Origin of the sequence: Geobacillus sp. BK01, from assembly GCF_052220245.1 — a bacterium.
Lineage (GTDB): Bacteria > Bacillota > Bacilli > Bacillales > Anoxybacillaceae > Geobacillus.
Genome location: NZ_JBQPTH010000002.1, coordinates 204,421 through 227,442, shown reverse-complemented (window position 1 = coordinate 227,442; position 23,022 = coordinate 204,421). Strand labels below are relative to the sequence as shown.

The window sequence follows — 23,022 nt, the reverse complement described above, 5'->3', positions numbered from 1 at the left end:
TAAGGAAGGAGATGCACATCATGAAAATCGCAATCATTGCAGATGACTTAACGGGGGCAAATGACAGCGGCGCACAATTTGCTTACCACGGGTTAAATACATCCGTTCTGTTTCAACCTGATCCGAAGGCTTGGCATTTATCTAATGCGGTTGTCATTGATACTGATAGCCGCTCCTTACCTAAAGAAAAAGCATACGAGAAGGTAAAAAGTGTGTCTGAAACAATTAAAGAATATGCTACACTGGTTTACAAAAAAATCGATTCCACCTTGCGAGGGAATATCGGCGCAGAAATTGACGCCATTTACGACACCATGCAGCCGACATTTATGATGATCGCACCGGCCTATCCGCAAAATGGACGAACGGTTTATCAAGGATACCACTTTTTGTATGGCACCTTGCTTCATGAAACCGAGCTATCAAGGGATCCGAAATGCCCGATCGATGAATCATCCATTCCCCGCTTGCTTGCCAAACAGACGAAGCGGCCGATCGGGGTGATTGATTATCAAACCCTGCGCCTTGGCTTCGACAAGGTGAAAGAGCAACTGGATCACTACCGGGCTAACGGCATCCCGTATATCGTCTTTGACTCTGTCAGCGAAGACGATTTGCGTCATATCGCCCAATATGTGCGTCAGCTCAACGAACAAGTCGTCTGGGTCGGCTCGGCCGGGTTGGCGTATTATCTTCCCGAAGTATATGGCCTGCAAACATCGCCCAAAACGATGACCATAAAACCGAGCGGACGACCGATCTTGCTCGTTGTCGGCAGTGTAAGCCAAGTATCGCGGACGCAGCTTGACCGTGTTCTTTCTTTACCAAACGTCAAAGGCATCCAAGTCGATTCTGTACAACTGGTGCGCGACTGCCAGTCCCGCATCACGGAAATGGAAAAGGCGTTGCGCCAGGCCGAGAACGAGGCAAAACAAGGATTCCATATCGCCCTCTATTCCTCCGCTTCCCCTAGCGACATCCAACAAGTACAAGCCATCGGGGAAGCGGGCGGACGAACCCCGATCGAAACGAGCAACCTCATCGCTGAAAGCTTGGGGGAAATCGCCGCCGGGTTGATCCGTAACGGATATGTTGGAGCCATGGTGTTAACAGGCGGAGATACTGCCAAATATGTATGCAGCCAAATAGGAGCGGCCGGTTTTGAATTGATTGATGAAATCGAACCAGGGGTGCCCATGGCAAAGCTGATCCATGAGTCGGGAATGTACGTCGTTACCAAAGCCGGAGCCTTTGGTTCAGAAAACACTTTGATTCAAGCCGTTCATCAGTTACAAGGAGTCGATGCCAAATGAAACCTACCATTGGAATCACGATGGGAGATGCCGCAGGAGTTGGTCCGGAGATTATCGTCAAAGCCCTGCAAAACGCGTCTATCTACGAACAGTGCCATCCTTTGGTGATCGGGGATGCAAAAATATTGGAACGGGCTGTCCGGATCACAAACGCCCGCCTGACGGTTCGCCCGATTTCCGACATCGTCGAAGCGGAGTACCAATACGGAACGATTGACTGCCTCCATCTAGATTTACTCCCGGTCGACTTGCCGTTTGGCCAAGTATCGGCCGCAGCGGGAGATGCCGCTTTCCAATTTTTAAAACGGGCCATCGAACTGGCCAAAAACGGGGCCATCGACGCCATTTGCACCGCCCCGTTGAACAAAGAAGCATTGCACAAAGGCGGCCATCTGTATCCAGGGCACACAGAAATCTTAGCTGATTTAACCGGCACAGAGGACTATGCGATGATGCTGTCTTCACCGCAACTAAAGGTCATTCATCTCACGACCCACGTCGGGCTCATTCAAGCGATCGAAATGATTAATCCCGAGCGCACCTACAAAGTCATTAAACTGGCTCATGATACATTGACAAGAGCGGGGAAGGAACACCCAAGCATCGCCGTATGCGGCATTAACCCCCATGCCGGGGAAAACGGGCTGTTCGGCAATGGAGAGGAAGAGGAAAAGCTAATCCCAGCCATTCACAAAGCCCAGGCAGAAGGAATCAATGTCACCGGGCCATACCCCGCTGACACGCTCTTTTACCGGGCCGTACGCGGGGATTTTGACATCGTTGTAGCCTGTTACCACGACCAAGGGCATGCCCCGATCAAAGTGCTCGGACTCGAAGCCGGCGTCAACATCACCATCGGCCTAAAAGGCGGCATCATCCGCACCTCAGTCGACCATGGCACCGCTTTCGACATCGCTGGGAAAAACTTGGCCGACGAACGAAGCATGCTTGAAGCCATCCGCGTCGCCGTTGAGCTAGCGCCGAAGCGGTGATGGACAACACCATAGGCGGCAGTCCCCCATTCCTGCCGCCTATGGTCTAAACATCACTCCGGTCTGCCATCAACCAACACACCTGGATTAGAAGGATCACCGTTGTCGTGTGAGTAGAGTTCTTCTCCCCTTATCACAATTCGTTTCGCTGACCTTTCCGTGAACGCTAGCTGAGGCCGCATCCTCATTCCCCATCCCCTTGATCTCGGGATAGCGCACGCTCCCGTCCCCCCTGCAGCTTCTTCATCTTTTTCAATTCTTTCTTGATCTCGATGAGCGAATGATGGATCTTCAATGAAAGGATCCCGTCTTTTCTCGCCAACAGCCCTTCGTCGATCATTTTCAAATGATCCCACGCTTTTTCAATCGTCTCCTCATCGTAATTTCCGGGTTGCTGAATGATCGCCAACAATTTCTCTTTCGTATCACTCAGGCTTTTCACGATCTCTTTCAAACATTCGATCTCGGCGTGCCTGCTGTCGAGCAGCCACTGCATCCGTTCCTCTGGTTCCATCGAGCCTTCCCCTCATCTTTCCGCTCGGTGTCGCTCCGAGACATATTCCTACAAACCAGCTCTCCTTATCCATAGCCGCCCCACTGGCAGCACCGCCTTCCAGCCCGCACCGTTTTGTGCCATCGCCCATGCAAATCCCATTCACCACCCGTACCCGATCCCGCCTATGCCCATCTGTCCAATCCGCAGCCGCAAACACCGCTGCTCCCTCTTCATCACCGTGGCGCCGAATCCTGTCCCCCACGTTGCCAAATCCCCCTCATGATGTACATCTTATTTCGCAACGCCGTTGTTATGCATAAGTGGACGGATCAATGATGTAAAAAATATTCGGTGATATGTGCTCGTTCACCACCGAACAAATCGCTTGAACTTCCCGTATCTTTATCTTTTTCACCAACCAATAGCAGGCACGAAACAGATCTTATAGTAAAATGATTGTTAAAGCTGTCACCGCAATGTACAAGGAGGAATACGACATGCATAGAATCGGATTAGTCGGTCCCCGCCAATCAATTGAACGAGTGTTGGCTGTTTCCAATGAATTTGAACATGAGATTGAATTTCTTCCTTTCTCATATCAAGATGCTCAAGAAGTAAAGGAAATCGTGAAGAAATACGAAAACGAAGTAGATGGGTGGTTTTTTTCAGGTCCAGTTCCGTATATTATGGCGAGAAAGATACTGCGCCCTAACGCCAATTATGTCTACACCCCTTATACAGGTTCAAGCCTTTATAAGTGTTTGCTACAAATGGCTTACTATCAAAACCAAATTGTCCAAGGGATCTCCATTGATATGATTCAATCAGAAAATGTAGAAGAATCACTGCTAGAACTCGAAATTCCGATTGAAAACATCTACGTTCGCCAATTTGATGAAAACTATAATCGGGAAGAACTCATTCAATTCCATCTGCAGCTATGGAGACAAAAAAAGACAAAAGGGGCGTTAACTAGCCTCCATGCCGTTTACCAAGCCCTAAGGCAGGAGGGCGTTCCCGTTTATCGAATTTTCATGACTAAAATGGAGATCCGACAAGCATTGAAAATTATTGTAGAGAAAGTAAAAAGCTCTTACTTTAAAGACACACAAATCGGTGTGGAGATTATTGAAATTGACCAATTTGATCGAATGGTCGAGAAGTCAAAAACACCTTACTACTTAAAGCATATGGAATTGAAAATCAAGCAAACATTGCTTCACCTTGTAGAACGAATCGATGGCTCCCTCATTGAAAACGGAAACGGACGGTATCAAATCTTCAGTTCGCGGGGTGCGATTGAAAGGGAGATTGAGACGTTACGCAGCACCGTGCAACAAATCTCTTTAGACGTCGGTGCTCCCGTTGCGATAGGGATCGGATTCGGCGAAACAGGCTATGCGGCGGAAATGAACGCCCGTATGGCTGTCCAGCATGCCAAAGCGAAAGAAAATGGTGGAATGGTCGCCATTGACGACAGCGGATTGATCATTGAATCGATCGGCCAAGAAGAGGAACTGGCTTATGCATATCGTTCTGATAATAAGGAAATGTTAGAGAAATTAAAGAAGGCCAACATTAGCATGAAAACGTACAAAAAAATTGAGGCATTAGTGCAACGCATGGGTTGGAGCGGTTTTACCACTGCCGATGTAGCCTCACACCTATCGATGACAGTCCGAAACGCCCAGCGCATCATCGGGGGATTATGTGAAGTCGGTTTAGCTGAATGTATCGGCGAAGAACAGTCAGCCGCCCGCGGGAGGCCAAGTAAAGTATACAAGCTTCGGAACAAATGAAACATCCCTAAACGGGGTGTTTTCTTTGTTAAAAATGGTCACCATTGTATTGAAATATGGCAATCGTTCAATATATAATGAATTTAACGAAAATTTCGTTAAATATTCTTTTACGAAGGAGGGTTTTTATGTCGAAACATTTACAAACTGTGGAAGTGACCACACCACCCGAGCAAAAAGGGATCTTACGATGGATCGAGCGAGTTGGGAATAAGCTTCCACACCCATTTATGCTGTTTATCTATTTAGCTATTACCGTCATGATTTTATCGGCTTTATTAGCTGGAATGTCCGTCACCCATCCAGGGAACGGTGAAACAGTTGTCGTGAAAAGTTTGCTCACCCAAGAGGGAATTGCGTGGGCATTGACAAACGCTATTGGCAACTTTGCTGATTTTCCGCCGCTGGGACTCGTATTAGCCATGGTGCTTGGGATTGGTTTAGCCGAACGAGTAGGGTTAATTGAAGCAGTCCTCCGCAAAATGATGATTAGCGTCCCGAAAGCCCTCCTCAGCATTTCCGTCGTCTTTGTAGGTGTTTTAGGAAACCTCGCCTCTGATGCGGCTTGGGTCATCATTCCCCCCGTCGGCGCAATGTTGTTTGCGGCGGTAGGCCGCCATCCGTTAGCTGGGTTTGCGGCCGCAGCCGCTGGGGTAGGATCGGGGTTTACGGCCAACCTTTTTATTGCCGGCACGGATGCGTTGCTTTCAGGGATTAGCACGGAAGTAGCCAAAACGATTGATGCCAACGCCGTTGTCACTCCTGTGGACAACTGGTTCTTTATGGCCATCTCCGTCTTTGTTCTCGCCTTGATTGGTGCATGGATTACCGACAAAATCATCGAACCGCGCTTAGGCGTTTATGAAGGAGAAAACCAAGCATCTGTAGCCAAACTGTCCGACTTAGAAAACAAAGCGTTGAAATGGACGGGAATCACCGCCCTTGCATACATCCTCGTCATCGCTTTACTCATTGTACCCGAAGGGGGGCTATTACGTGATCCCGAGACAGGCGGCATTCTCAACTCCCCGTTCTTAAAAGGAATTATTCCTATCATTCTATTATTCTTCATCGTTGTATCTGTCACGTACGGACGAAAGATGGGACGTATTAAAAGTCAGGGAGACGTTCCAAAACTCATGGGCGAATCGATTAAAGACATGTCTGGATTTATCGTGCTCGTGTTCGTCATTGCTCAATTTATCTCCTTCTTTAACTGGAGCAACCTCGGCATACTGCTTGCAGTCAAAGGTGCTGATTTCCTAAAAAGCATGGACTTAACCGGGTTCCCAGTTTTGCTTGGCTTTTCTTTGCTCACCGTTGTTTTGAGCATGTTTATCGCCAGCGGCTCTGCCTTATGGGCAGTTTTAGCACCTGTGTTCGTACCGATGTTAATGCTGCTCGATTTCCATCCCGCCTTTATTCAAGTAGCCTATCGTATTGCCGATTCAGCAACCAATACGATCACGCCGATGAACCCATATTTACCGATGATGTTGGCCTACTACCAACGATATAAAAAAGATGCGGGATTTGGAACCGTTCTCTCGACGATGTTGCCGTACGCAATCATGTTTTATGTTGCATGGGTTGTCATGATGCTGGTTTGGTACATGTTCGATCTGCCTATTGGCCCAGGCATTTCCGCTCATTAACATCCTAAAAACAAAAAAGGAGTTGGTTAACTTGGACGTTATAGCCTTGCGACGCGATTTTCATAAACACCCTGAAGTCGGCTTTACCGAATTTCGCACTGCTTCCAAAGTGGTCGAAATTTTAACTTCTTTCGGTTATGAGGTGATTTACGGGCAGGAGGCGATGGATGGCGATTCCCGTCGGGGATTGCCATCCGAAGAACAACTGAATAGGGCATTTGAACGAGCGTTGCGTGACGGAGCCAATCCTGCAATTGTGGAAAGAATGAAAGGCGGATATACGGCTGTGATCGGCATATTAAAAGGGAAACAACCGGGCCCTACCGTAGCGTTTCGTTTTGACATGGATGCCTTACCCATTCACGAAAGTACAGATAGCGATCATTTTCCGCAGGCAGCAGGATTCCGCTCCATATACGAAGGCCATATGCATGCTTGCGCCCATGACGCCCATACCGCCATCGGCCTTGGGCTAGCCGAACGGTTAGCAGACAGAGACTTCTCAGGAACGGTCAAATTGATCTTTCAGCCTGCCGAGGAAGGGGTAAGAGGAGCCTACGCCATAGTGCAAAAGGGGCATCTTGATGATGTAGATCTTATTTTCTCTCAACACCTTGGCGCTAATGTCCCTTTAGGAGAAATTCATGGTGGGACGTCCGGTTTCTTAGCCAGTACGAAGCTCATCGCCCATTTTTACGGGGTGTCCTCCCACGCTGGCGCCTCCCCGGAGCAAGGCCGGAACGCCTTATTGGGCGCGAGCACCGCACTGTTGAACATTCACGCCCTTCCGCGCTTTAGCTCAGGAGCCACACGCGTGAATGTCGGCATCTTGCAAGGAGGGACTGCAGCCAATATCATTCCTTCTTACGCCAAAATGGTCTTAGAAACCCGTTCCATCTCAGAGGAAGTGAATTCCGAATTAGAAAATCGGGTGCGAAATATCATTGCCCACAGCGCCGCCATGCACGGACTCGAGCATACCATCGAAGTCATCGGCGCAGCGATTCCCATTTCCTGCGACCAAGAACTTGTCGACACCGTCTTAGAAGAAGCAAAAAAGGTGGAAGGTTTCTCTTCTTTCAAAGGAATCGGGTCCACTTCAATGGGAAGCGAAGATGCGAGCTTCATGATTCGCCGAGTACAGGAACGAGGCGGAAAAGGCACGTATATGATTATCGGGACAAACCATCCCGCTCCGCATCACCACCCGAAGTTTGACATTTGTGAAGAGGTTCTTCCTTACAGTGTAAACTTGCTTGATCGCATCGCTAGACGAGTATTGAAGTAAGGGGGATGAACATGTCTCACATTCAACAAATCTCGGAACTGATCGAACAAAAGCGGGATCTATTTATTCAAGTCAGTGATCAAATATGGGAATACGCCGAAACGCGTTTTGAGGAATACCAATCCGCAGAATTGCTCTGTCAGACGTTAGAAAAAGAAGGATTTACCGTCGAAAGAGGCGTTGGCGGAATCGAAACTGCGTTTATCGGAAGTTACGGTGCAGGAAAACCGATCGTGGCGATTTTAGGAGAATTCGATGCCTTAGCGGGACTGAGCCAAAAAAAGGCGGTCGCGAAACAAGATCCACTCGTTCCCGGGGGCAATGGGCATGGTTGCGGCCATAACTTGCTTGGTGCCGGATCTTTGGCCGCCGCCATAGCCGTCAAAGAATATATGAAACAGCACCATCTCCCCGGAACAGTCCGCTACTACGGTTGCCCAGGAGAGGAAGGTGGCTCAGGCAAGACGTTCATGGCACGAGAAGGATTGTTTGACGATATTGACTTCGCCCTATGTTGGCATCCAATGGACTACAACAGCATTTTTTCCGTCCATTCCTTAGCCAACTTCCAAGTGTACTATAAATTTAAAGGGAAAAGTTCCCATGCAGCGATGAGTCCACACTTAGGGCGCAGCGCCCTCGATGCGGTCGAGCTGATGAATATTGGAGTCAATTATTTGCGGGAACATATTATTCCTGAAGCCCGTATCCATTATGCCATTACCGATACAGGCGGCATCTCGCCAAACGTCGTCCAGTCTTACGCTGAAGTGTTGTATTTAATTCGCGCCCCTGAGATTTCGCAAGTTCAGGATATTTACGAGCGGGTGTGCGATATCGCCCGCGGAGCCGCCCTCATGACAGGAACAGAAGTGGAAATCGTGTTTGATAAGGCGTGTTCTAATCTCATTCCTAACCGCGTGTTGGAATCGGTTATGTACAAAAACTTTTCTGAATTAGGCGTTCCCGTTCATGACAAAAACGAACTGGAGTTAGCCGAGGCTGTCCGTCAGACGTTGTCCGATCAAGAAACTAACAGAGTGAAAACGATGTTTCCAGACCTAGCGGATAAAGCACTCGCCGACCGCTTAAATCCTTATGACGGCCGCTCTGTACCGTTATATGGATCGACCGATGTCGGAGATGTGAGCTGGATTGCGCCGACTGCTCAATGCGCGACAGCCTGCTTCGTCGTCGGATCTCCTGCCCACTCATGGCAATGGGTCACACTCGGAGCGACATCCATCGCGCATAAGGGAATGCTTCATGCCGGAAAGGTGCTCGCTGCTACTGCGGTAGACTTGCTGCAACACCCAGAACTGATCGGACAGGCAAAAGCAGAACTAAACGAGCGGCTAAACGGAAGAAAATACGTTTGCCCCATTCCTAAAGACGTAAAGGCAGCAGCAAGAAGATAAGCCCTTACTCGGAGCTTTTCAAGAAGCCAACAAACGTCCCTCTCGGTATACTGTAGACAGGTTCACCCTAGCACCCGGCCGAGAGGGACATTAATGAGATAGATTCGCCCACCGCGAGAAACGATTGTCCTCATACGCAACGCACCGAAAACCCATTTTCGAACCACTTTAAATCACCTATCGAATCATCTCCCGTACATGTCGAACGAATCCCCCTATCTCTTGGTCAACATGAAGAAAAATTGGTAATTGCATATAAAAACAAAATGTCGTATATTTATAAAAAAGAATCTATGATCATACGATAGCGAGGGAGCCCGATGCACATTAGTCATGCCGTCACGAGCGATGTGAAAGAGATGCACGCGTTAATTCAACACTTTGCGGAAAAAGGATTGGTGTTGCCCCGCTCATTATTATCAATCTATCAGCACTTGCAATGCATGTATGTGGCCAAGGAGAATGATCAAATCGTCGGCACAGCGGGGCTGCATATCTTGGGGCACGATCTCGGGGAAGTCCGTTCATTAGTCGTATCCCCTGATCATATGGGAAAAGGAATCGGCCGCATGCTCGTTGACCATATTACGAATGAAGCCATCCGACTCGGAGTGAAGCGATTAATCTCCTTCACATACCAAATCGAGTTTTTTCAAAAATGCGGATTTGAAATTGCGGAAAAAGCCACATTGCCTGAAAAAGTATGGATCGACTGTGTCAATTGCCCGAAGCTCGACTGTTGCGATGAAACGGCCATGATTAAATACCTTTGATCCTTCTCCCACCTGCGCAACCGCGGAGAGGTGGGAGATTCTTTTTTCGCCCCCTGCAGCAGGCGGTGAATGGGGTCATCCCCTTCCAAACAATCCCGCCTGCAGGCGGCGCAGGGAGAACATCGATGATGACAGACGCCGATTCCCCGTTTCTCTTCCACTCCTGTTGAGAAGCAAAGACCTTCTCGGCTTGAGAGGATGAAACAACCGCCCCTCGACGGAGCGGTCCCCACATCATCTTCCTTTTCCCTGATGCCATCTCCATGCGCTTTCAATGATTTGTGCCAACGAATACTCCGCCTTCCAGCCGAGTTCTTCCTCAATTTTTTGCGATGAGGCGACGAGACGGGCGGGATCACCTGGACGGCGGTCGGTGTAGGCAATGACCGCTTTGCGGCCGGTGACTTGTTCGCAACGTTTCGATTACTTCTTTGACTGAATAGCCTAAGCCGTTGCCAAGGTTGTATACGGCGGTCTTCTTTTTCCCCGTCAACAGCGCCTCAAGCGCCAAAATATGCGCCTTGGCGAGATCGGTCACATGGATATAATCGCGAATGCACGTCCCGTCTGGAGTGTCATAATCGGTGCCAAAGACCGAGATGTTCTCGCGTTGGCCTAATAAGTGCTGCAGAATGAGCGGGATCAAGTGCGTTTCCGGGTTGTGATCCTCACCGATTTCCCCTGACTCGTGCGCTCCCGCGGCATTGAAGTAGCGGAGGACGACATAGTTCAACCCGTACGCCGCCGCCAAATCCGCCAGCATTTGCTCGACCATAAGCTTCGAACGGCCGTACGGGTTGATCGGATTCGTCGGGCAGTCTTCAGTAATTAGCTCCACATTCGGAATGCCGTATGTAGCCGCTGTCGAGGAAAAAATGAAATGTTTCACCCCATAGTCCAACATCGTCTCCAACAGCGTCAATGTCGCAGCGACATTGTTTTGATAATATTTCATCGGGTTCTTGACCGACTCACCGACTAAGCTGTTCGCCGCAAAATGCATAACGGCTTGAATCGGATACGTTTCAAAAATCGATTTCAAATCAGCCTTGTTTCCTAAATCCCCTTGCACGAACACCGCCCGGTCATCAACGAGATTCCGATGACCGGTCGATAAGTTATCCAGTACGATGACTTGTTCTTTTTCCACCAACTCTTTCACGACATGGCTGCCGATATACCCCGCGCCGCCGACGACAAGAATCACGAACACTCCCTCGCCTTCTCAATGATTTGTGCTACCTTGTCCATGACGCTCTGCTCCAACTCTGTTACTAGCCGTTCGCTTTCCGCCAGCGAAGCGCCTTTCACGCCGAAGTACAACTTCGCTTTCGGCTCCGTGCCCGATGGGCGCAGACAAAACCATGAACCGCCATCTGTATCTTTCACCGCCACACCGAGACGATCCGCATCCGGATCGGTGGCCATTAAGACATCGGCGTCGATGGTTTTTCCGTATTTTATCGCCAACACAAAGGCGGCGTGTTTTTCCAAGTTGGGGCTTTCTAAACTTAGACAATAAAATGATATGTAAATGTTTTGAATTTACACAAGGCTGATCTCCGGGGTGATTCTCGCTGAGCACTTCGTGCGATGAGGTCTTTTCCTTTGAAGGATCTGTTTGTTCAAAAGGGACTATTCGAACAGCTAATGTCCAGAGAAGACGAGTGGTTTGTCCCATTTCATCACTGAATTCCCTAAGCTGTCATTGATCAATATATAATGCGTTATAAAAATAAATCAGAAACCCACTTCTACCGAACCGACTGCCCATACGACTGGCGCACCTTCCGCACCGACATCCGCACGATCCATAACGCCAACGTTGCACCGAGCGCATCAATGACGACATCTGACAAAAGCGGCGTCCGCCCAGGCTGAAACGACTGATGCCACTCATCGAAACAGGCATAGATGACAGTGAACACCCACGCCCCCGTCATCGCCCACCGCCGCGGGTAAAGCGCCCGCCATACGACAACCGCAAGCAAGCCAAACACCGACACGTGAGCGAACTTGCGCACGAGGGCATTCCAGGAAAACATTCCATCATCAATATGATGGACATGGACAAACGGCAGCTGTCCGACCGTTTCGCGAATCCAGTTGGCCGTATTGGCGCCCGTAAATAGGGGGGATTCGGTAAAGTAATAAATCATCCCGCACCAAGCGAGAACAACCATCCAAAGCATCCATCGCTTTTTCATTTCATCACCTAACTGATTCCAATGATCGCTCCTCTTTGTTCAGTCATTCCCGTTTTCGCTTTTGAATATAATAGCGGATCATTTTTTCTAGCTGTTCGAGCGTGTCGAGCGAATGAACGTCTTGCAAAATGTAGCGGATCACCTTTTTGACCGATTTCGGTTGTTGTTGGAAGAAAGACATGGGGATCACCTCGTTACGATTCATTTTCTTTAAACACTTGCTTTAATTGCTGAATGAGCTCCTGCACCATGTCTTTGGCGGTCATATGAGCCGCCACCTCCCCGCGCTGGCACGCTTCTAATAAAATGTATTTCAATTGCTCCGTTTCGGGCAGCATTGTTTTTTTCTCTGCCATAGTGATCACCTCCTGAATATAAAAAGAAAAGCCCCCTGTGCCATCATGACAACAGGAGGCTCGTCCATCTTCGTTTATCGTTGAATCGCGTGAAGGAATACGTCGATCACCCGGTTTTGTTCCTCGACCGTCATGCTGGAGCCTGACGGCAGACAGATGCCGTTGGCAAACAAGTCGTCTGACACACTCCAGCCTTCCTCATGCGGATAATACCGCACTCCGGCAAACAGCGGCTGCAAATGCAGCGGCTTCCACACCGGGCGGGCTTCGATATTCTCCGCCGCCAACGCATTGATAATCTCCATCGGCGTCACGCCGAGCTTCTGTTGATCAATCGTCAGCGTCGTCAGCCAGCGGTTGGACATCGTCCCTTCGAGTTCAGGCATGAAATGAATGCCGTCAATCTCCCCTAACGCTTGTACGTAACGATCAAAAATCGCCCGTCTCGCCTTCACCCGCTCGTACAGCACCTCCAACTGCGCCCGGCCGATGCCTGCGACGATGTTGCTCATGCGGTAGTTGTAGCCCATTTGACTGTGTTGGTAATGCGGCGCAGGATCACGCGCTTGAGTCGCCAAAAAGCGAGCTCGTTGCAGCGCATCGACATCATTAGAAACCAACATTCCCCCGCCAGAGGTAGTAATAATTTTGTTTCCATTAAACGAATAAATGCCAAACGCCCCAAACGTACCGCTTTTCTTTCCTTTATACGTCGAACCGAGCGACTCCGCCGCATCTTCCACCACAGGCACGCCGTAGCGGTCGCAAATCGCCAAAATCTCATCCATCTTCGCACTTTGGCCATATAAATTCACGACCACCACCGCCTTAGGCAGCTTCCCTTCCCGCTTCGCCGCGTCCATCGCCCGCTCTAGCGCCTGTGGGGACATATTCCACGTATCCGGCTCGGAATCGATGAAAACAGGCTCGGCACCTTGATACAAAATCGGATTCGCACTCGCAATAAACGTCAACGAGGAACAAAACACCACATCGCCCCGCTCGACACCAAGCAGCCGCAGCGCCAAATGAATCGCCGCCGTCCCCGAACTGACCGCCGCCGCCCCTTTCGCACCGACATACGCCGCCAGCTCTTTCTCAAACGCATCAACATTCGGACCAAGCGGCGCGATCCAGTTTGTTTCAAACGCTTCTTGAATATACTTTTGTTCATTCCCGCTCATGTGGGGAGGGGACAAGTAAATTCTGTTTTGTTGTTTGTTTGTCATATTAAACACCTTCGGTAGTTATTAAAAATTACTAAACGATTTAGGCCTGATTGGCTTCATCATGAAATTTAATAGGTTTCGCAGGTACACCAACCGCTGTACAATGTGGAGGAATGTCCTTTACAATGACTGCTCCCGCACCGATAATAGCGTACTCTCCCACACTGACTCCTTGAATAATTGTTGCGTTCGTACCAAAGTCGACCCCTTCTTTAAGACGTACATTACCGGAAATAGATGAATTAGGAAGGATAGTAGTATAGTCTTCAATAACAGTATCATGACCAATAGTACAATTAAGGTTAACAATTACAAAATTTCCAATTTCGATATTGCAAGTTAATATGTTTCCTTCACATATAATATTCCCCATCCCTATCTTATTCGTATTAGATATCCTAACACCAGGATGAATAATATTAGGAAATTTTATATGAGAATAATCTTTAAGTTTATTATAAATTAATTTTTTTACTCGAGGAGAACCAATTCCAATAACTACATTAATTTCTTGATTAAGAGATAATAACCATTCAATTGTTCCTAATACGGGATATCCGTTTAGAATTTTGCCTGTATTTTCAGGGTTGTCATCTATATATCCTTTTAAATTCCATGTGACTTTCTTCTCATTAATTATTTCAATTAAATATGCAACCTCTCGAGCAAAACCACCTGCTCCATAGATAACAATATCTTGCATAAAGTAATCTACCTCACTTTACTTGATGTTTTTGAGATACATTTCCTGCAAACTTTTCCATTGTAACATATTCCGATTGATTAATACCTTCCTTTTTTAAGACTTTAATCACGGTAAGAAACAATATTTTTATGTCCAACCAAAAAGTGCGATTATCGACATACCAAACATCCAGTTTAAATTTTTCTTCCCATGAAATCGCATTACGTCCATTCACTTGCGCCCAACCAGTAATGCCTGGTTTTACTTCATGACGACGAGCTTGCTCTGGTGTATACAGCTCTAAATATTCCATCAGTAACGGTCTAGGTCCTACGAGACTAATATCTCCTTTCAACACATTAAACAGCTGTGGCAATTCATCAAGACTATATTTTCGAAGAAACTGCCCAAATGGAGTCAATCTTAGATGATCAGGTAATAGCTCTCCGTTTTCATCTCGTTCATCTGTCATTGTACGAAATTTATACAAATAAAACGGCTTGCCATGCAAGCCAGGGCGTTGTTGCTTGAACAAGACGGGAGAGCCTAATTTCCAATGCACAAGAATGGCCGTTACCACCATGATCGGCGATAAAACAGCAAGGGCAATTAGCGCAACAATGAAGTCAAAACTCCGCTTCAGAATAAACCATCCCTCCCGTTGTCAGTATTGGGCTGTTGATTCGAAGACCTGTTCATACCCATTCGGATTTTGTGACTGCCACCGCCATGCATCGCGGCACATGTCTTCAATTCCCCTTGTCGCCACCCAACCGAGCTCTTCCTTCGCCTTCGTCGGATCGGCATAGCACACCGCTACATCGCCAGGACGACGATCAACGATGGTATATGGGATCTTCACTCCTGTCACTCTTTCAAATGCCGATACAAGCTCAAGGACGCTATATCCCCGTCCTGTACCGAGGTTATATGCCTCCACTCCCGTCGTCTCAAGAACTTTCTCCAATGCCTTTACATGACCCAAAGCTAAATCGACAACATGGATATAATCACGAACACCTGTGCCGTCAACCGTCGGGTAATCGTTGCCGAATACACGCAGCTCTTTCAACTTCCCGACTGCGACTTGGGTAATATATGGCATTAAGTTGTTTGGAATACCGTTCGGGTCTTCACCTATCCGCCCGCTCGGATGAGCGCCGATCGGATTGAAGTAGCGAAGGAGGGCGATGCTCCAGCTATGGTCGGATAGGTATAGATCACGCAAAATCTCCTCGATCATCCACTTCGTCCGTCCATACGGATTCGTCGGTTGCGGCGGGAAATCTTCCGTTATCGGCACACGCTCTGGCATGCCATACACCGTCGCCGAGGAGCTGAACACCATGTTCTTCACGCCGTATTTACGCATCACATCACATAATATCAAGGTTCCTGTGATATTATTATGGTAATACAGAAGGGGAAGCTCCACTGATTCCCCAACAGCCTTCAGCCCTGCAAAATGGATGACCGCATCAATCGAATGTTTGGCAAAGACCGCCTCTAACTCATCTCGGTCTAACAAGTCAATTTGGTAAAAAGGGAAGTCCTTTCCCGTAATCTGTTGAACCCGTCGCAATGCTTCGGGTTTGCTGTTAGACAGTGAATCAATGACAACAATGTCGTACCCTGCATCTAATAGTTCCACGCAAGTATGGCTGCCGATATAACCAGCGCCGCCAGTGATAAGGATGGGCATCTTTATTCCCCCGTTTGGTCATGTAAGAAAACAACGTAAACATCCTAAATACTTACTACATTCGTTAGTACACTTTCTCTACCGATAGAATGATATTCAATTGGATACTTTTTCACCTCTTCCAACGGATAACAATTCCGCCCATCAAACACGATGGGCGTCTTCATCTGTTTCATGTACAAGTCCAGTGGAGTTTGTTTAATCTCCTCCCACTCTGTCACAATCATAGCCAAATCAGCACCGGTTAATGCTTCTTCTATGGATGAAGCGTACATGACTCCATCACCAATAATGCGTTTGGCATTTTCCACTGCCACCGGGTCATATGCCACAACTAGAGCACCATCTTTCAACAGCTCTTGCACAATGACAATCGAAGCTGCCTCACGCATATCGTCCGTGTTTGGCTTAAAAGCCAACCCCAGCAACGCTACTTTCTTACCTCGCAGACTTCCAAAGCGATTGCGTGCCTTTTCCACTAGCTTCACTTGTTGCTTATTATTCACCTTAATGACAGCTTCCAACAATTCAAATTGGTGATCGACGTCCCCAGCAATTTGCACCAGCGCTTTTGTGTCTTTCGGAAAACAAGAACCGCCATAGCCAATTCCTGCCCGTAAAAACTGTGGCCCAATCCTTGTATCAAGACCCATTCCATAGGCAACATCTTCGACATTGGCGCCAACCTTTTCGCAAATGTTCGCGATCTCATTAATAAAGCTGATTTTCGTCGCCAAAAAGGCGTTAGAGGCGTATTTAATCATCTCTGCACTGTGAATGTCCGTGCGAAAAATCGGAATGCCAAATGGCTTGTTTACCTCCTCGATGACGGATGCTGCCCATTCATTGTCGGCTCCAATGACAATCCGGTCGCCATGGAACGTATCATAAATCGCTGAGCCTTCCCGCAAAAATTCCGGATTAGATACGATATAGAAATGAATGTCTTTTGTTAGATGTTGCTTAATCCATGTTCTAATTTTCTCATTTGTTCCAACGGGAACGGTACTTTTCGTTACGACAATTACTCCATCCCGTTCGATATACGTCGCAATATCTTTTGCGGCTTGCTCCACAAACCGCAAATCTGCCGAACCATCTTCCTTTTGTGGCGTACCAACCGCAATATAAATCACTTCTGCATCTCGAAATGCTTGTTGGTGACTGGTCGTAAAATGTAGCCGACCCCTTTCGATGTTTTTCTTCATCAATTCATCTAGACCGGGTTCATAAATAGGAGAAATCCCTTGTTTCATCTTCTCTACTTTTTGTTTATCAATATCCACACAAGTCACGTAATGGCCGATATCGGAAAGGCAAACACCAGTGACTAGACCGACATATCCCGTTCCTACCACAGCAATTGTTTTCAATCATTTCATCTCCCTGTTCGTCCATAAAAATCCACACTTGCAAAGGTGCTGACTTAGTTACTGATAGTACGACTTATACCATTCAACAAACGATCGTAGTCCTTCCTGGACCGGAGTCGAAGGCTGAAAACCAACCGCTCGGTACAGATCGTCAATATCTGCATATGTCGCTTCCACATCTCCAGGCTGCATGGGCAAAAACTCTTTTTTCGCCTCCACACCAAGTAATGACTCTAATGTCTCGATAAAATCAAGAAGGTTCACCGGTCGATTGTTGCCAATATTATAAATCTTATATGGTGCGTAACTAGAGCTCGGATCCGGACGGGAACGATCCCATTGTTCGTTTGGAAGCGGCGGCCGATCCAATAGACGCACCATTCCTTCGACAATATCGTCGATATACGTAAAATCTCGTTTCATGTTTCCGTGGTTGAACACTTTAATTGGTTTTCCTTCAAGAATGTTTTTCGTAAAAGAAAAGTATGCCATATCCGGACGTCCCCATGGACCATACACCGTGAAGAAACGCAACCCCGTTGTTGGAATTCCGTACAAATGGCTATATGTATGTGCCATTAACTCATTCGCCTTTTTCGTCGCCGCGTATAAACTTACTGGATGGTCGACATTGTCACTTGTCGAGAACGGCATTTTCGCATTAGCTCCATACACAGAGCTTGACGAAGCGTAAATGAGATGTTTGACAGAATAACGACGACACGCCTCAAGAATATTGACAAATCCGACAAGGTTCGAATCGACATAGGCATAGGGATTTTGCAGACTATATCGAACCCCTGCTTGTGCCGCTAGATTAACCACATGGGTAAATCGATATTGTTGAAACAATGAGAAAAGGCGTTCCCGATCGACCAAATCCAATTTTATAAAAGTAAAGTGATTATAGCTATCCAATTCAAGCAATCGATCTTCTTTCAGCTTTGGATCATAATAATCATTTAAATTATCAATTCCCACCACTTCATAGCCTTCTTTTAAAAGTCGTTTGGAAAAATGCATACCAATAAATCCGGCCGCACCAGTTACAAGAATGGTCATATCCGTGCCTCCATTTATTCTACTTGTAATAACTCTTGATACATTTTTACGATCCGTTCCACAACGATTTCCTCTGTAAAATTTTCTTCAATTCTTCTCCGCCCATTATTTCCAAACTCTTTCCTTTTTCCTTCATCATTCAACAATACGTGAATACTCGAAGCAAGACTTTCAACATTCTTGTACTTCACCAATAATCCTGTTTCCCCATGAACCACTAACTCCCTAGTCCCCAACACATCCGTAGCTACAATCGGTTTGGAAAAAGCCATTGCTTCCATGATAATTCGAGGGACACCCTCTTTTTCAGATGTTAAAACAATGAGATCAGCCATTTTAATATAAGCATAAATATCTGTTTGAAATCCTATCATCTTGACCTCATTCGAAAGATGATAGTCCTCTATTTTCTGTTGGATCTGTTCTTTTAAAGGGCCATCTCCTGCCAAAAGACATATAAAATCTGATTCATTTTGATATTCTTTTAAATGTTTTATCCCCTCTAATAAAAAGAAGTGATCCTTTACAGGCTCAAATCTGGCGCCTACCAAAATGACCTTTTTATCATTTGAAATACCTAATCGGCTTTTTAGTATCTTAATTTGTTCATCACTTATATTTTTATTTTCCTCATCCAACCTACGTAAATCCACACCGTTTCCTTCATAATAAACTGGTTTACGAGGAGCATATTTCTTTATTTTTTCTATGTCCTCTTTGTTTTGTGAGGCGATTGCATCACAAAATAAAGCACCGACTTTCTCAAGAAAGCGGTAAGTATGGTACTTTTTCTTGCTTTGTCCCTCATAAAAAGGCAACCCGTGGCTAGTATGAATAACAACAGGAACACCAGCCAACCTGCCGGCTATACGCCCAATAATTCCTGCCTTCGCTGTATGAGTATGAACAATATGATATTTCTCTTTACGGAATAATTTTGTCATACGAAAAATGGATATCACATCGTCTATTATATGGATCTGGCGATTCATATAGATAAAGCGGAGCTTGAAATCATAGTTTTGCATTAATTTTTCATTATATCCTTCTTCCGATGAAATAAGGTGAATGTCATAGTTTCTTTTTTTTAATAACGCTAGTTTATCAACCAATATCTTATGACTTAAGCTTGATGTACAGACATGAGCTATTTTTACCATAACAGACGCACCTTTGGATATTATTTCTCTGATAATAGAGATTGATAAATACTCTCATACCTCTCTACTACTAAATCCAACGCAAAATGGCTTTCTACCCGTTGTCTTGCTTTTTTTCCCATTCGTTTACGTTCTTCAACAGAAAGGCTAAAATACCGTAACATTGCGTCTGCGAGAGCTTGTGAGTTTTCAGGAGGAACGACAAAACCTGTATCCCCAACAATATATGCAGAATCTCCCACATCTGTCGTTACACAAGGGACTTCACAGGCCATTGCCTCACCCAATACAATTGGGAACGCCTCTCCTGCTTTTGAAGAAGAAACATATAAATCAAACTGCGGCATTAATGTATGGATATCATTCCTTCTCCCCATCAAGTGAACATTATTCTGAATTCCTTCTTTTTTAATCAAAGCAGACAATGTTTCATTTCCCTGATTAACACCATCTCCACATAAGACAAAATGCACATTTGGATATCTTTCGACTACTAACTTTGCAGCCTTGATTAGATTAGGATGGTCTTTCTGTCCATGCCAACGTGCCGCATGGCCTACTAACAAGGAATCTTTATTTAAAGACAGTTCCTTAAGAAGAGATTTTGGGTACTGACTTGGTTGAAATACTCCTAGATCAAATCCATTTGGAATAACTACCATTTTTTCTTCATTGTATCCTAATTGCTTATGACACTTCAAAGATGCGTGAGAACAGCATACAATTTTGCGGGGTAAATTTGATAGCATGCTACATAATTTAGCAACTAGGATTGTTTGTCTCTTTTCGATTTTTGGATCAAGGTTACTATGATGAATGCCCCATACAATATTCTTCACTCCAGCGAATCTTCCCGCTAACAACCCCATCAGGTCCGCATGATACATCCATGTTTGCAATATATCCGGCTTTTCACGTTTTAATATTTTCGCTAATTTAAATAGAAAAAAAGGGTTAGGAATTCCACGTTTCATCCCTAACCCCATGACTGGAATGCCTAACTCCTCAATCTTCTTACCAATCGGACCGACATCGGTCAAAGAGATTACTGAAACACTAAATTTCTGTCGATCGGTTTTGGATAACAGCCGATATAGCATCATTTCCGCGCCACCGGTATTGAGGCCGGTGATGAGGTGGATTAATTTGTAGCTTCTCTTATTCATAAATAACACCCTTTTTCCATTATCAAACAATATCTACAAACTATTTATCATAAGTAATAGCTTCATATCTAGATGGTGCTAAAGAAGGAGTTTCTTTATGAAGATTTCCTGAAGCCATTATTGCTAATATTAACCAAAATACTTTTCTATATTCCCAAGTTAAAAAATTTACACCTAAAAAGAGCATAATCATAAATATAATATGTAAAACCCTATGTTCAGGGTCAGTAAACTTCATTATTACATATACTAAATACAAAATAACTAAAGAAAATATAAAGAATCCTATAACGCCCTGTTCGACAAGAATAGAAATAAATGTATTATGCGCTACCACCCTCGCACCATAACAATCTAAAACAGCTTGTCGGAATGCCCCTATTCCTACTCCATTAGCCCATTGAACGTAAAACAATGTGAGAGCACACTTCCAAATATTTGTTCTGTCATTTAAATCGCCATTTGATACTTCTTTACTTATAGTACTAAGGCGCTCAACTGATGCTTCTGGTATCAAATTATATACATAACTTGATACCAACAACACAGCCAAAAATATTATAATACGAGATTTTTTCGATAATTGATGAAAAGTAATAAAAATATATAATAAACCTATCAATGAGACAACAAATGAAGTGCGAGAGGCTGTTAAAATTATTGAAAAATATCCCAATGGAATGTAAACTCTATTTATAAAGCTATTTTTTTGCTTAAGCGATAGATACCAGGCAATAGGTAGAGAAAGTGCTAGTATTAGACCCAGATCATTTGGATCAAATCCTTGAGCAACAAATCTATTTCCGTACACACTTTTATTCTGAACATAACTAGAAATAACACTAGCAACTGAAACCATTGCCCCCAAAACATAGGACTGCAGTATCATTAGTCTCGCTTTACCATTTGACAAAAATTCACGTAAAATCCAAATCATGATTAACAATTGAACATTAGTCAAAATTCTTTGGGCACTAAGGATTTTATCAAAACTCCAAAAATATGTCAGAGTTCCCCATACAATAAAAACAAAAAATAATATATCAAATTTGTCGATTCTCCTTATTTTACCTATGACAATTGTATAAAGTAACACCACAAAAAATAACAAAGCACCTACTAACTTACTGATTGTTCCTAAACCGCTAATAGTAATAATGTTTTCTATTGGAATTACAAAGACAAAAACACAAACCAAATATAATGTAACCCTTCTCATATAATTAACCCCGTACGATTAGTTAAAAAGGTTTAAGTATTTACTAAATACAAATTCATTTTTAAACGGTTGATACGCCTCCATCAATACTTTTTCGTCTTGTTTTCCTACATCGAGTTTCTTTAAGATTTCCTTGGCTAGATCCTTATCATCCCCCGTTTTGGCTAGAGAACCATATTCCCCATTTTTTAGTATCTCCCTTGGCCCACTCGGACAATCTGTAGCCACTATATTTGCACCACAGGCTAAGGCTTCTACCAACACAGTAGGTAACCCTTCCCATTTAGACGAAAGAACAAATACTGAACAACGTTTCATATATGCATACGGATTCTGCACAAATCCTATGATATCCACATCTTGCTCTAATCCCATGTCCTTTATTAAATTTAACAACTCTGTTCTCTTTTCACCATCACCCAAAATCACTAATTTCGCCACTTTTTGTTGTCTCACATGATAGAAAGCTTTTATAAGTGTCGGATAATCCTTAGCTTCTGTTAATCGACCAACAGCTAAGATGATTGGATATTGTTTGTTCTTAAACCAAGGATGATCCACTTCTTCATTCGCCTTTTGAAATAAATCGTCAGTGATGATCGGATTATAAATCACTTTAATTTTGGGCCGAGCAATATCCAATGTTTTTGACAAATCATCAGCTACCCCATTAGAAACTGCAATTATGTGATCGGCCAATGGATAAAAAGATCTCATAAAAAAGGGTACTAACTTTGAGCGAGAGTTAGTTGGATGTAATAAAGAGCGGCTTAATGTACTGTGTTCAGTAACCAAAATCCTAGTTTTGGTTAAAGAAAATTTAACTGCTAAAATAGCAATAACATTAGCATGATTCAGAGCTGATATTAAAGCATGGGGCCTATTCTTACGCAAATATCTAACTAAAGGAAACAGACTTAAAGCGACACGCGACACATTTAAATCAACGATACGAATATCATCGGGGACTTGTGACAAATAAGGACCTTCCGCTTTTGCCAAAACCAAGTCTACTTGAAAGTTATTTTTTGCGAATACTTTTGCTAAATTGACCATTACTCTCTCCGCCCCTCCTCCACGAAGAGAAGGGAGGAAAATACCAATACGATGCTGACTCATAGCAATAAAA

General features: G+C 45.2%; 21 protein-coding genes and 2 pseudogenes. 7 read left to right on the top strand and 16 right to left on the bottom strand.

Annotated elements, in window-relative coordinates; translation table 11 throughout:
• Positions 1-20 precede the first annotated feature (20 nt).
• Together ACTVDO_RS03465 and pdxA are read left to right on the top strand one after the other, a co-directional pair.
• A complete protein-coding gene (locus ACTVDO_RS03465) occupies positions 21-1,313 on the top strand; it encodes a four-carbon acid sugar kinase family protein (RefSeq protein ID WP_442901048.1) in 1,293 nt (430 codons plus the stop codon).
• Complete coding sequence (gene pdxA, locus ACTVDO_RS03460) at positions 1,310-2,305, top strand: 4-hydroxythreonine-4-phosphate dehydrogenase PdxA (protein ID WP_442901047.1); 996 nt, start codon at positions 1,310-1,312, stop codon at positions 2,303-2,305. The genes ACTVDO_RS03465 and pdxA overlap by 4 nt, the downstream gene beginning before the upstream one ends.
• 184 nt (positions 2,306-2,489) lie before the next feature.
• Here pdxA and ACTVDO_RS03455 read toward each other — a convergent pair whose 3' ends face one another.
• Complete coding sequence (locus ACTVDO_RS03455; protein ID WP_442901046.1) at positions 2,490-2,819, bottom strand: hypothetical protein; 330 nt, start codon at positions 2,817-2,819, stop codon at positions 2,490-2,492.
• Positions 2,820-3,298: 479 nt separating this feature from the next.
• Between ACTVDO_RS03455 and ACTVDO_RS03450 the strand changes: the two genes are divergently transcribed.
• The 5 genes from ACTVDO_RS03450 (at position 3,299) to ACTVDO_RS03430 (ending at position 9,734) form a co-directional block, all read left to right on the top strand.
• Positions 3,299-4,600, top strand: coding sequence for a hypothetical protein (locus ACTVDO_RS03450; RefSeq protein ID WP_442901045.1), 1,302 nt, complete (start codon positions 3,299-3,301; stop codon positions 4,598-4,600).
• Between the two features lie 128 nt (positions 4,601-4,728).
• Positions 4,729-6,255 (top strand): AbgT family transporter, encoded by a 1,527-nt coding sequence (locus ACTVDO_RS03445; RefSeq protein ID WP_322310620.1) that lies wholly within the window; start codon positions 4,729-4,731, stop codon positions 6,253-6,255.
• Positions 6,256-6,286: 31 nt separating this feature from the next.
• The gene (locus ACTVDO_RS03440; protein WP_322310621.1) at positions 6,287-7,543 is read left to right on the top strand and encodes an amidohydrolase; all 1,257 of its coding nucleotides are present in this window, start codon (positions 6,287-6,289) and stop codon (positions 7,541-7,543) included.
• Positions 7,544-7,548: 5 nt separating this feature from the next.
• Positions 7,549-8,961, top strand: a complete 1,413-nt coding sequence (locus ACTVDO_RS03435) for a M20 family metallopeptidase (RefSeq protein WP_322310622.1) — start codon at positions 7,549-7,551, stop codon at positions 8,959-8,961.
• Positions 8,962-9,281: 320 nt separating this feature from the next.
• Positions 9,282-9,734, top strand: a complete 453-nt coding sequence (locus ACTVDO_RS03430; protein WP_322310623.1) for an N-acetyltransferase — start codon at positions 9,282-9,284, stop codon at positions 9,732-9,734.
• A 234-nt stretch (positions 9,735-9,968) separates the two neighbouring features.
• On the opposite strand, the pseudogene galE (ACTVDO_RS03425) reads toward ACTVDO_RS03430, so the two are convergent.
• The 15 genes and pseudogenes from galE (ACTVDO_RS03425) to ACTVDO_RS03355 form a co-directional block, all read right to left on the bottom strand.
• Positions 9,969-10,941, bottom strand: a pseudogene (gene galE, locus ACTVDO_RS03425) (UDP-glucose 4-epimerase GalE).
• A pseudogene (locus tag ACTVDO_RS03420) lies at positions 10,938-11,246 on the bottom strand (hypothetical protein); the annotation flags it as partial. The pseudogenes galE (ACTVDO_RS03425) and ACTVDO_RS03420, both read right to left, overlap by 4 nt.
• Before the next feature lie 242 nt (positions 11,247-11,488).
• Positions 11,489-11,941, bottom strand: a complete 453-nt coding sequence (locus ACTVDO_RS03415) for a VanZ family protein (protein WP_442901044.1) — start codon at positions 11,939-11,941, stop codon at positions 11,489-11,491.
• 43 nt (positions 11,942-11,984) lie between these two features.
• Positions 11,985-12,122, bottom strand: a complete 138-nt coding sequence (locus tag ACTVDO_RS03410) for a LytR family transcriptional regulator (RefSeq protein ID WP_442901043.1) — start codon at positions 12,120-12,122, stop codon at positions 11,985-11,987.
• A 13-nt stretch (positions 12,123-12,135) separates the two neighbouring features.
• Positions 12,136-12,297 (bottom strand): hypothetical protein, encoded by a 162-nt coding sequence (locus tag ACTVDO_RS03405; RefSeq protein ID WP_442901042.1) that lies wholly within the window; start codon positions 12,295-12,297, stop codon positions 12,136-12,138.
• Between the two features lie 74 nt (positions 12,298-12,371).
• A complete protein-coding gene (locus tag ACTVDO_RS03400) occupies positions 12,372-13,526 on the bottom strand; it encodes an aminotransferase class I/II-fold pyridoxal phosphate-dependent enzyme (protein ID WP_442901041.1) in 1,155 nt (384 codons plus the stop codon).
• A 40-nt stretch (positions 13,527-13,566) separates the two neighbouring features.
• On the bottom strand, positions 13,567-14,229 hold the full coding sequence (locus tag ACTVDO_RS03395) for an acetyltransferase (protein WP_033026552.1): 663 nt from the start codon (positions 14,227-14,229) through the stop codon (positions 13,567-13,569).
• Positions 14,230-14,242: 13 nt separating this feature from the next.
• Entirely contained in the window at positions 14,243-14,854 is a 612-nt protein-coding gene (locus tag ACTVDO_RS03390) for a sugar transferase (protein WP_442901103.1), read from the bottom strand.
• A gap of 21 nt (positions 14,855-14,875) precedes the next feature.
• Positions 14,876-15,913: a UDP-glucose 4-epimerase GalE gene (galE, locus tag ACTVDO_RS03385; protein WP_442901040.1), complete on the bottom strand. Its 1,038-nt coding sequence runs from the start codon at positions 15,911-15,913 to the stop codon at positions 14,876-14,878.
• 44 nt (positions 15,914-15,957) lie between these two features.
• Entirely contained in the window at positions 15,958-17,286 is a 1,329-nt protein-coding gene (locus tag ACTVDO_RS03380) for a UDP-glucose dehydrogenase family protein (RefSeq protein ID WP_442901039.1), read from the bottom strand.
• A gap of 57 nt (positions 17,287-17,343) precedes the next feature.
• Positions 17,344-18,348 (bottom strand): NAD-dependent epimerase, encoded by a 1,005-nt coding sequence (locus ACTVDO_RS03375; RefSeq protein WP_442901038.1) that lies wholly within the window; start codon positions 18,346-18,348, stop codon positions 17,344-17,346.
• A 14-nt stretch (positions 18,349-18,362) separates the two neighbouring features.
• Entirely contained in the window at positions 18,363-19,508 is a 1,146-nt protein-coding gene (locus ACTVDO_RS03370; protein WP_442901037.1) for a glycosyltransferase family 4 protein, read from the bottom strand.
• A 20-nt stretch (positions 19,509-19,528) separates the two neighbouring features.
• Positions 19,529-20,674 carry a glycosyltransferase family 4 protein gene (locus ACTVDO_RS03365; RefSeq protein ID WP_442901036.1) on the bottom strand — a complete coding sequence of 382 codons (1,146 nt, stop codon included), beginning with the start codon at positions 20,672-20,674 and terminating at the stop codon, positions 19,529-19,531.
• Between the two features lie 40 nt (positions 20,675-20,714).
• Positions 20,715-21,893, bottom strand: coding sequence for an O-antigen ligase family protein (locus ACTVDO_RS03360; RefSeq protein WP_442901035.1), 1,179 nt, complete (start codon positions 21,891-21,893; stop codon positions 20,715-20,717).
• Between the two features lie 18 nt (positions 21,894-21,911).
• On the bottom strand, positions 21,912-23,012 hold the full coding sequence (locus ACTVDO_RS03355; protein WP_442901034.1) for a glycosyltransferase: 1,101 nt from the start codon (positions 23,010-23,012) through the stop codon (positions 21,912-21,914).
• Positions 23,013-23,022 lie beyond the last annotated feature (10 nt).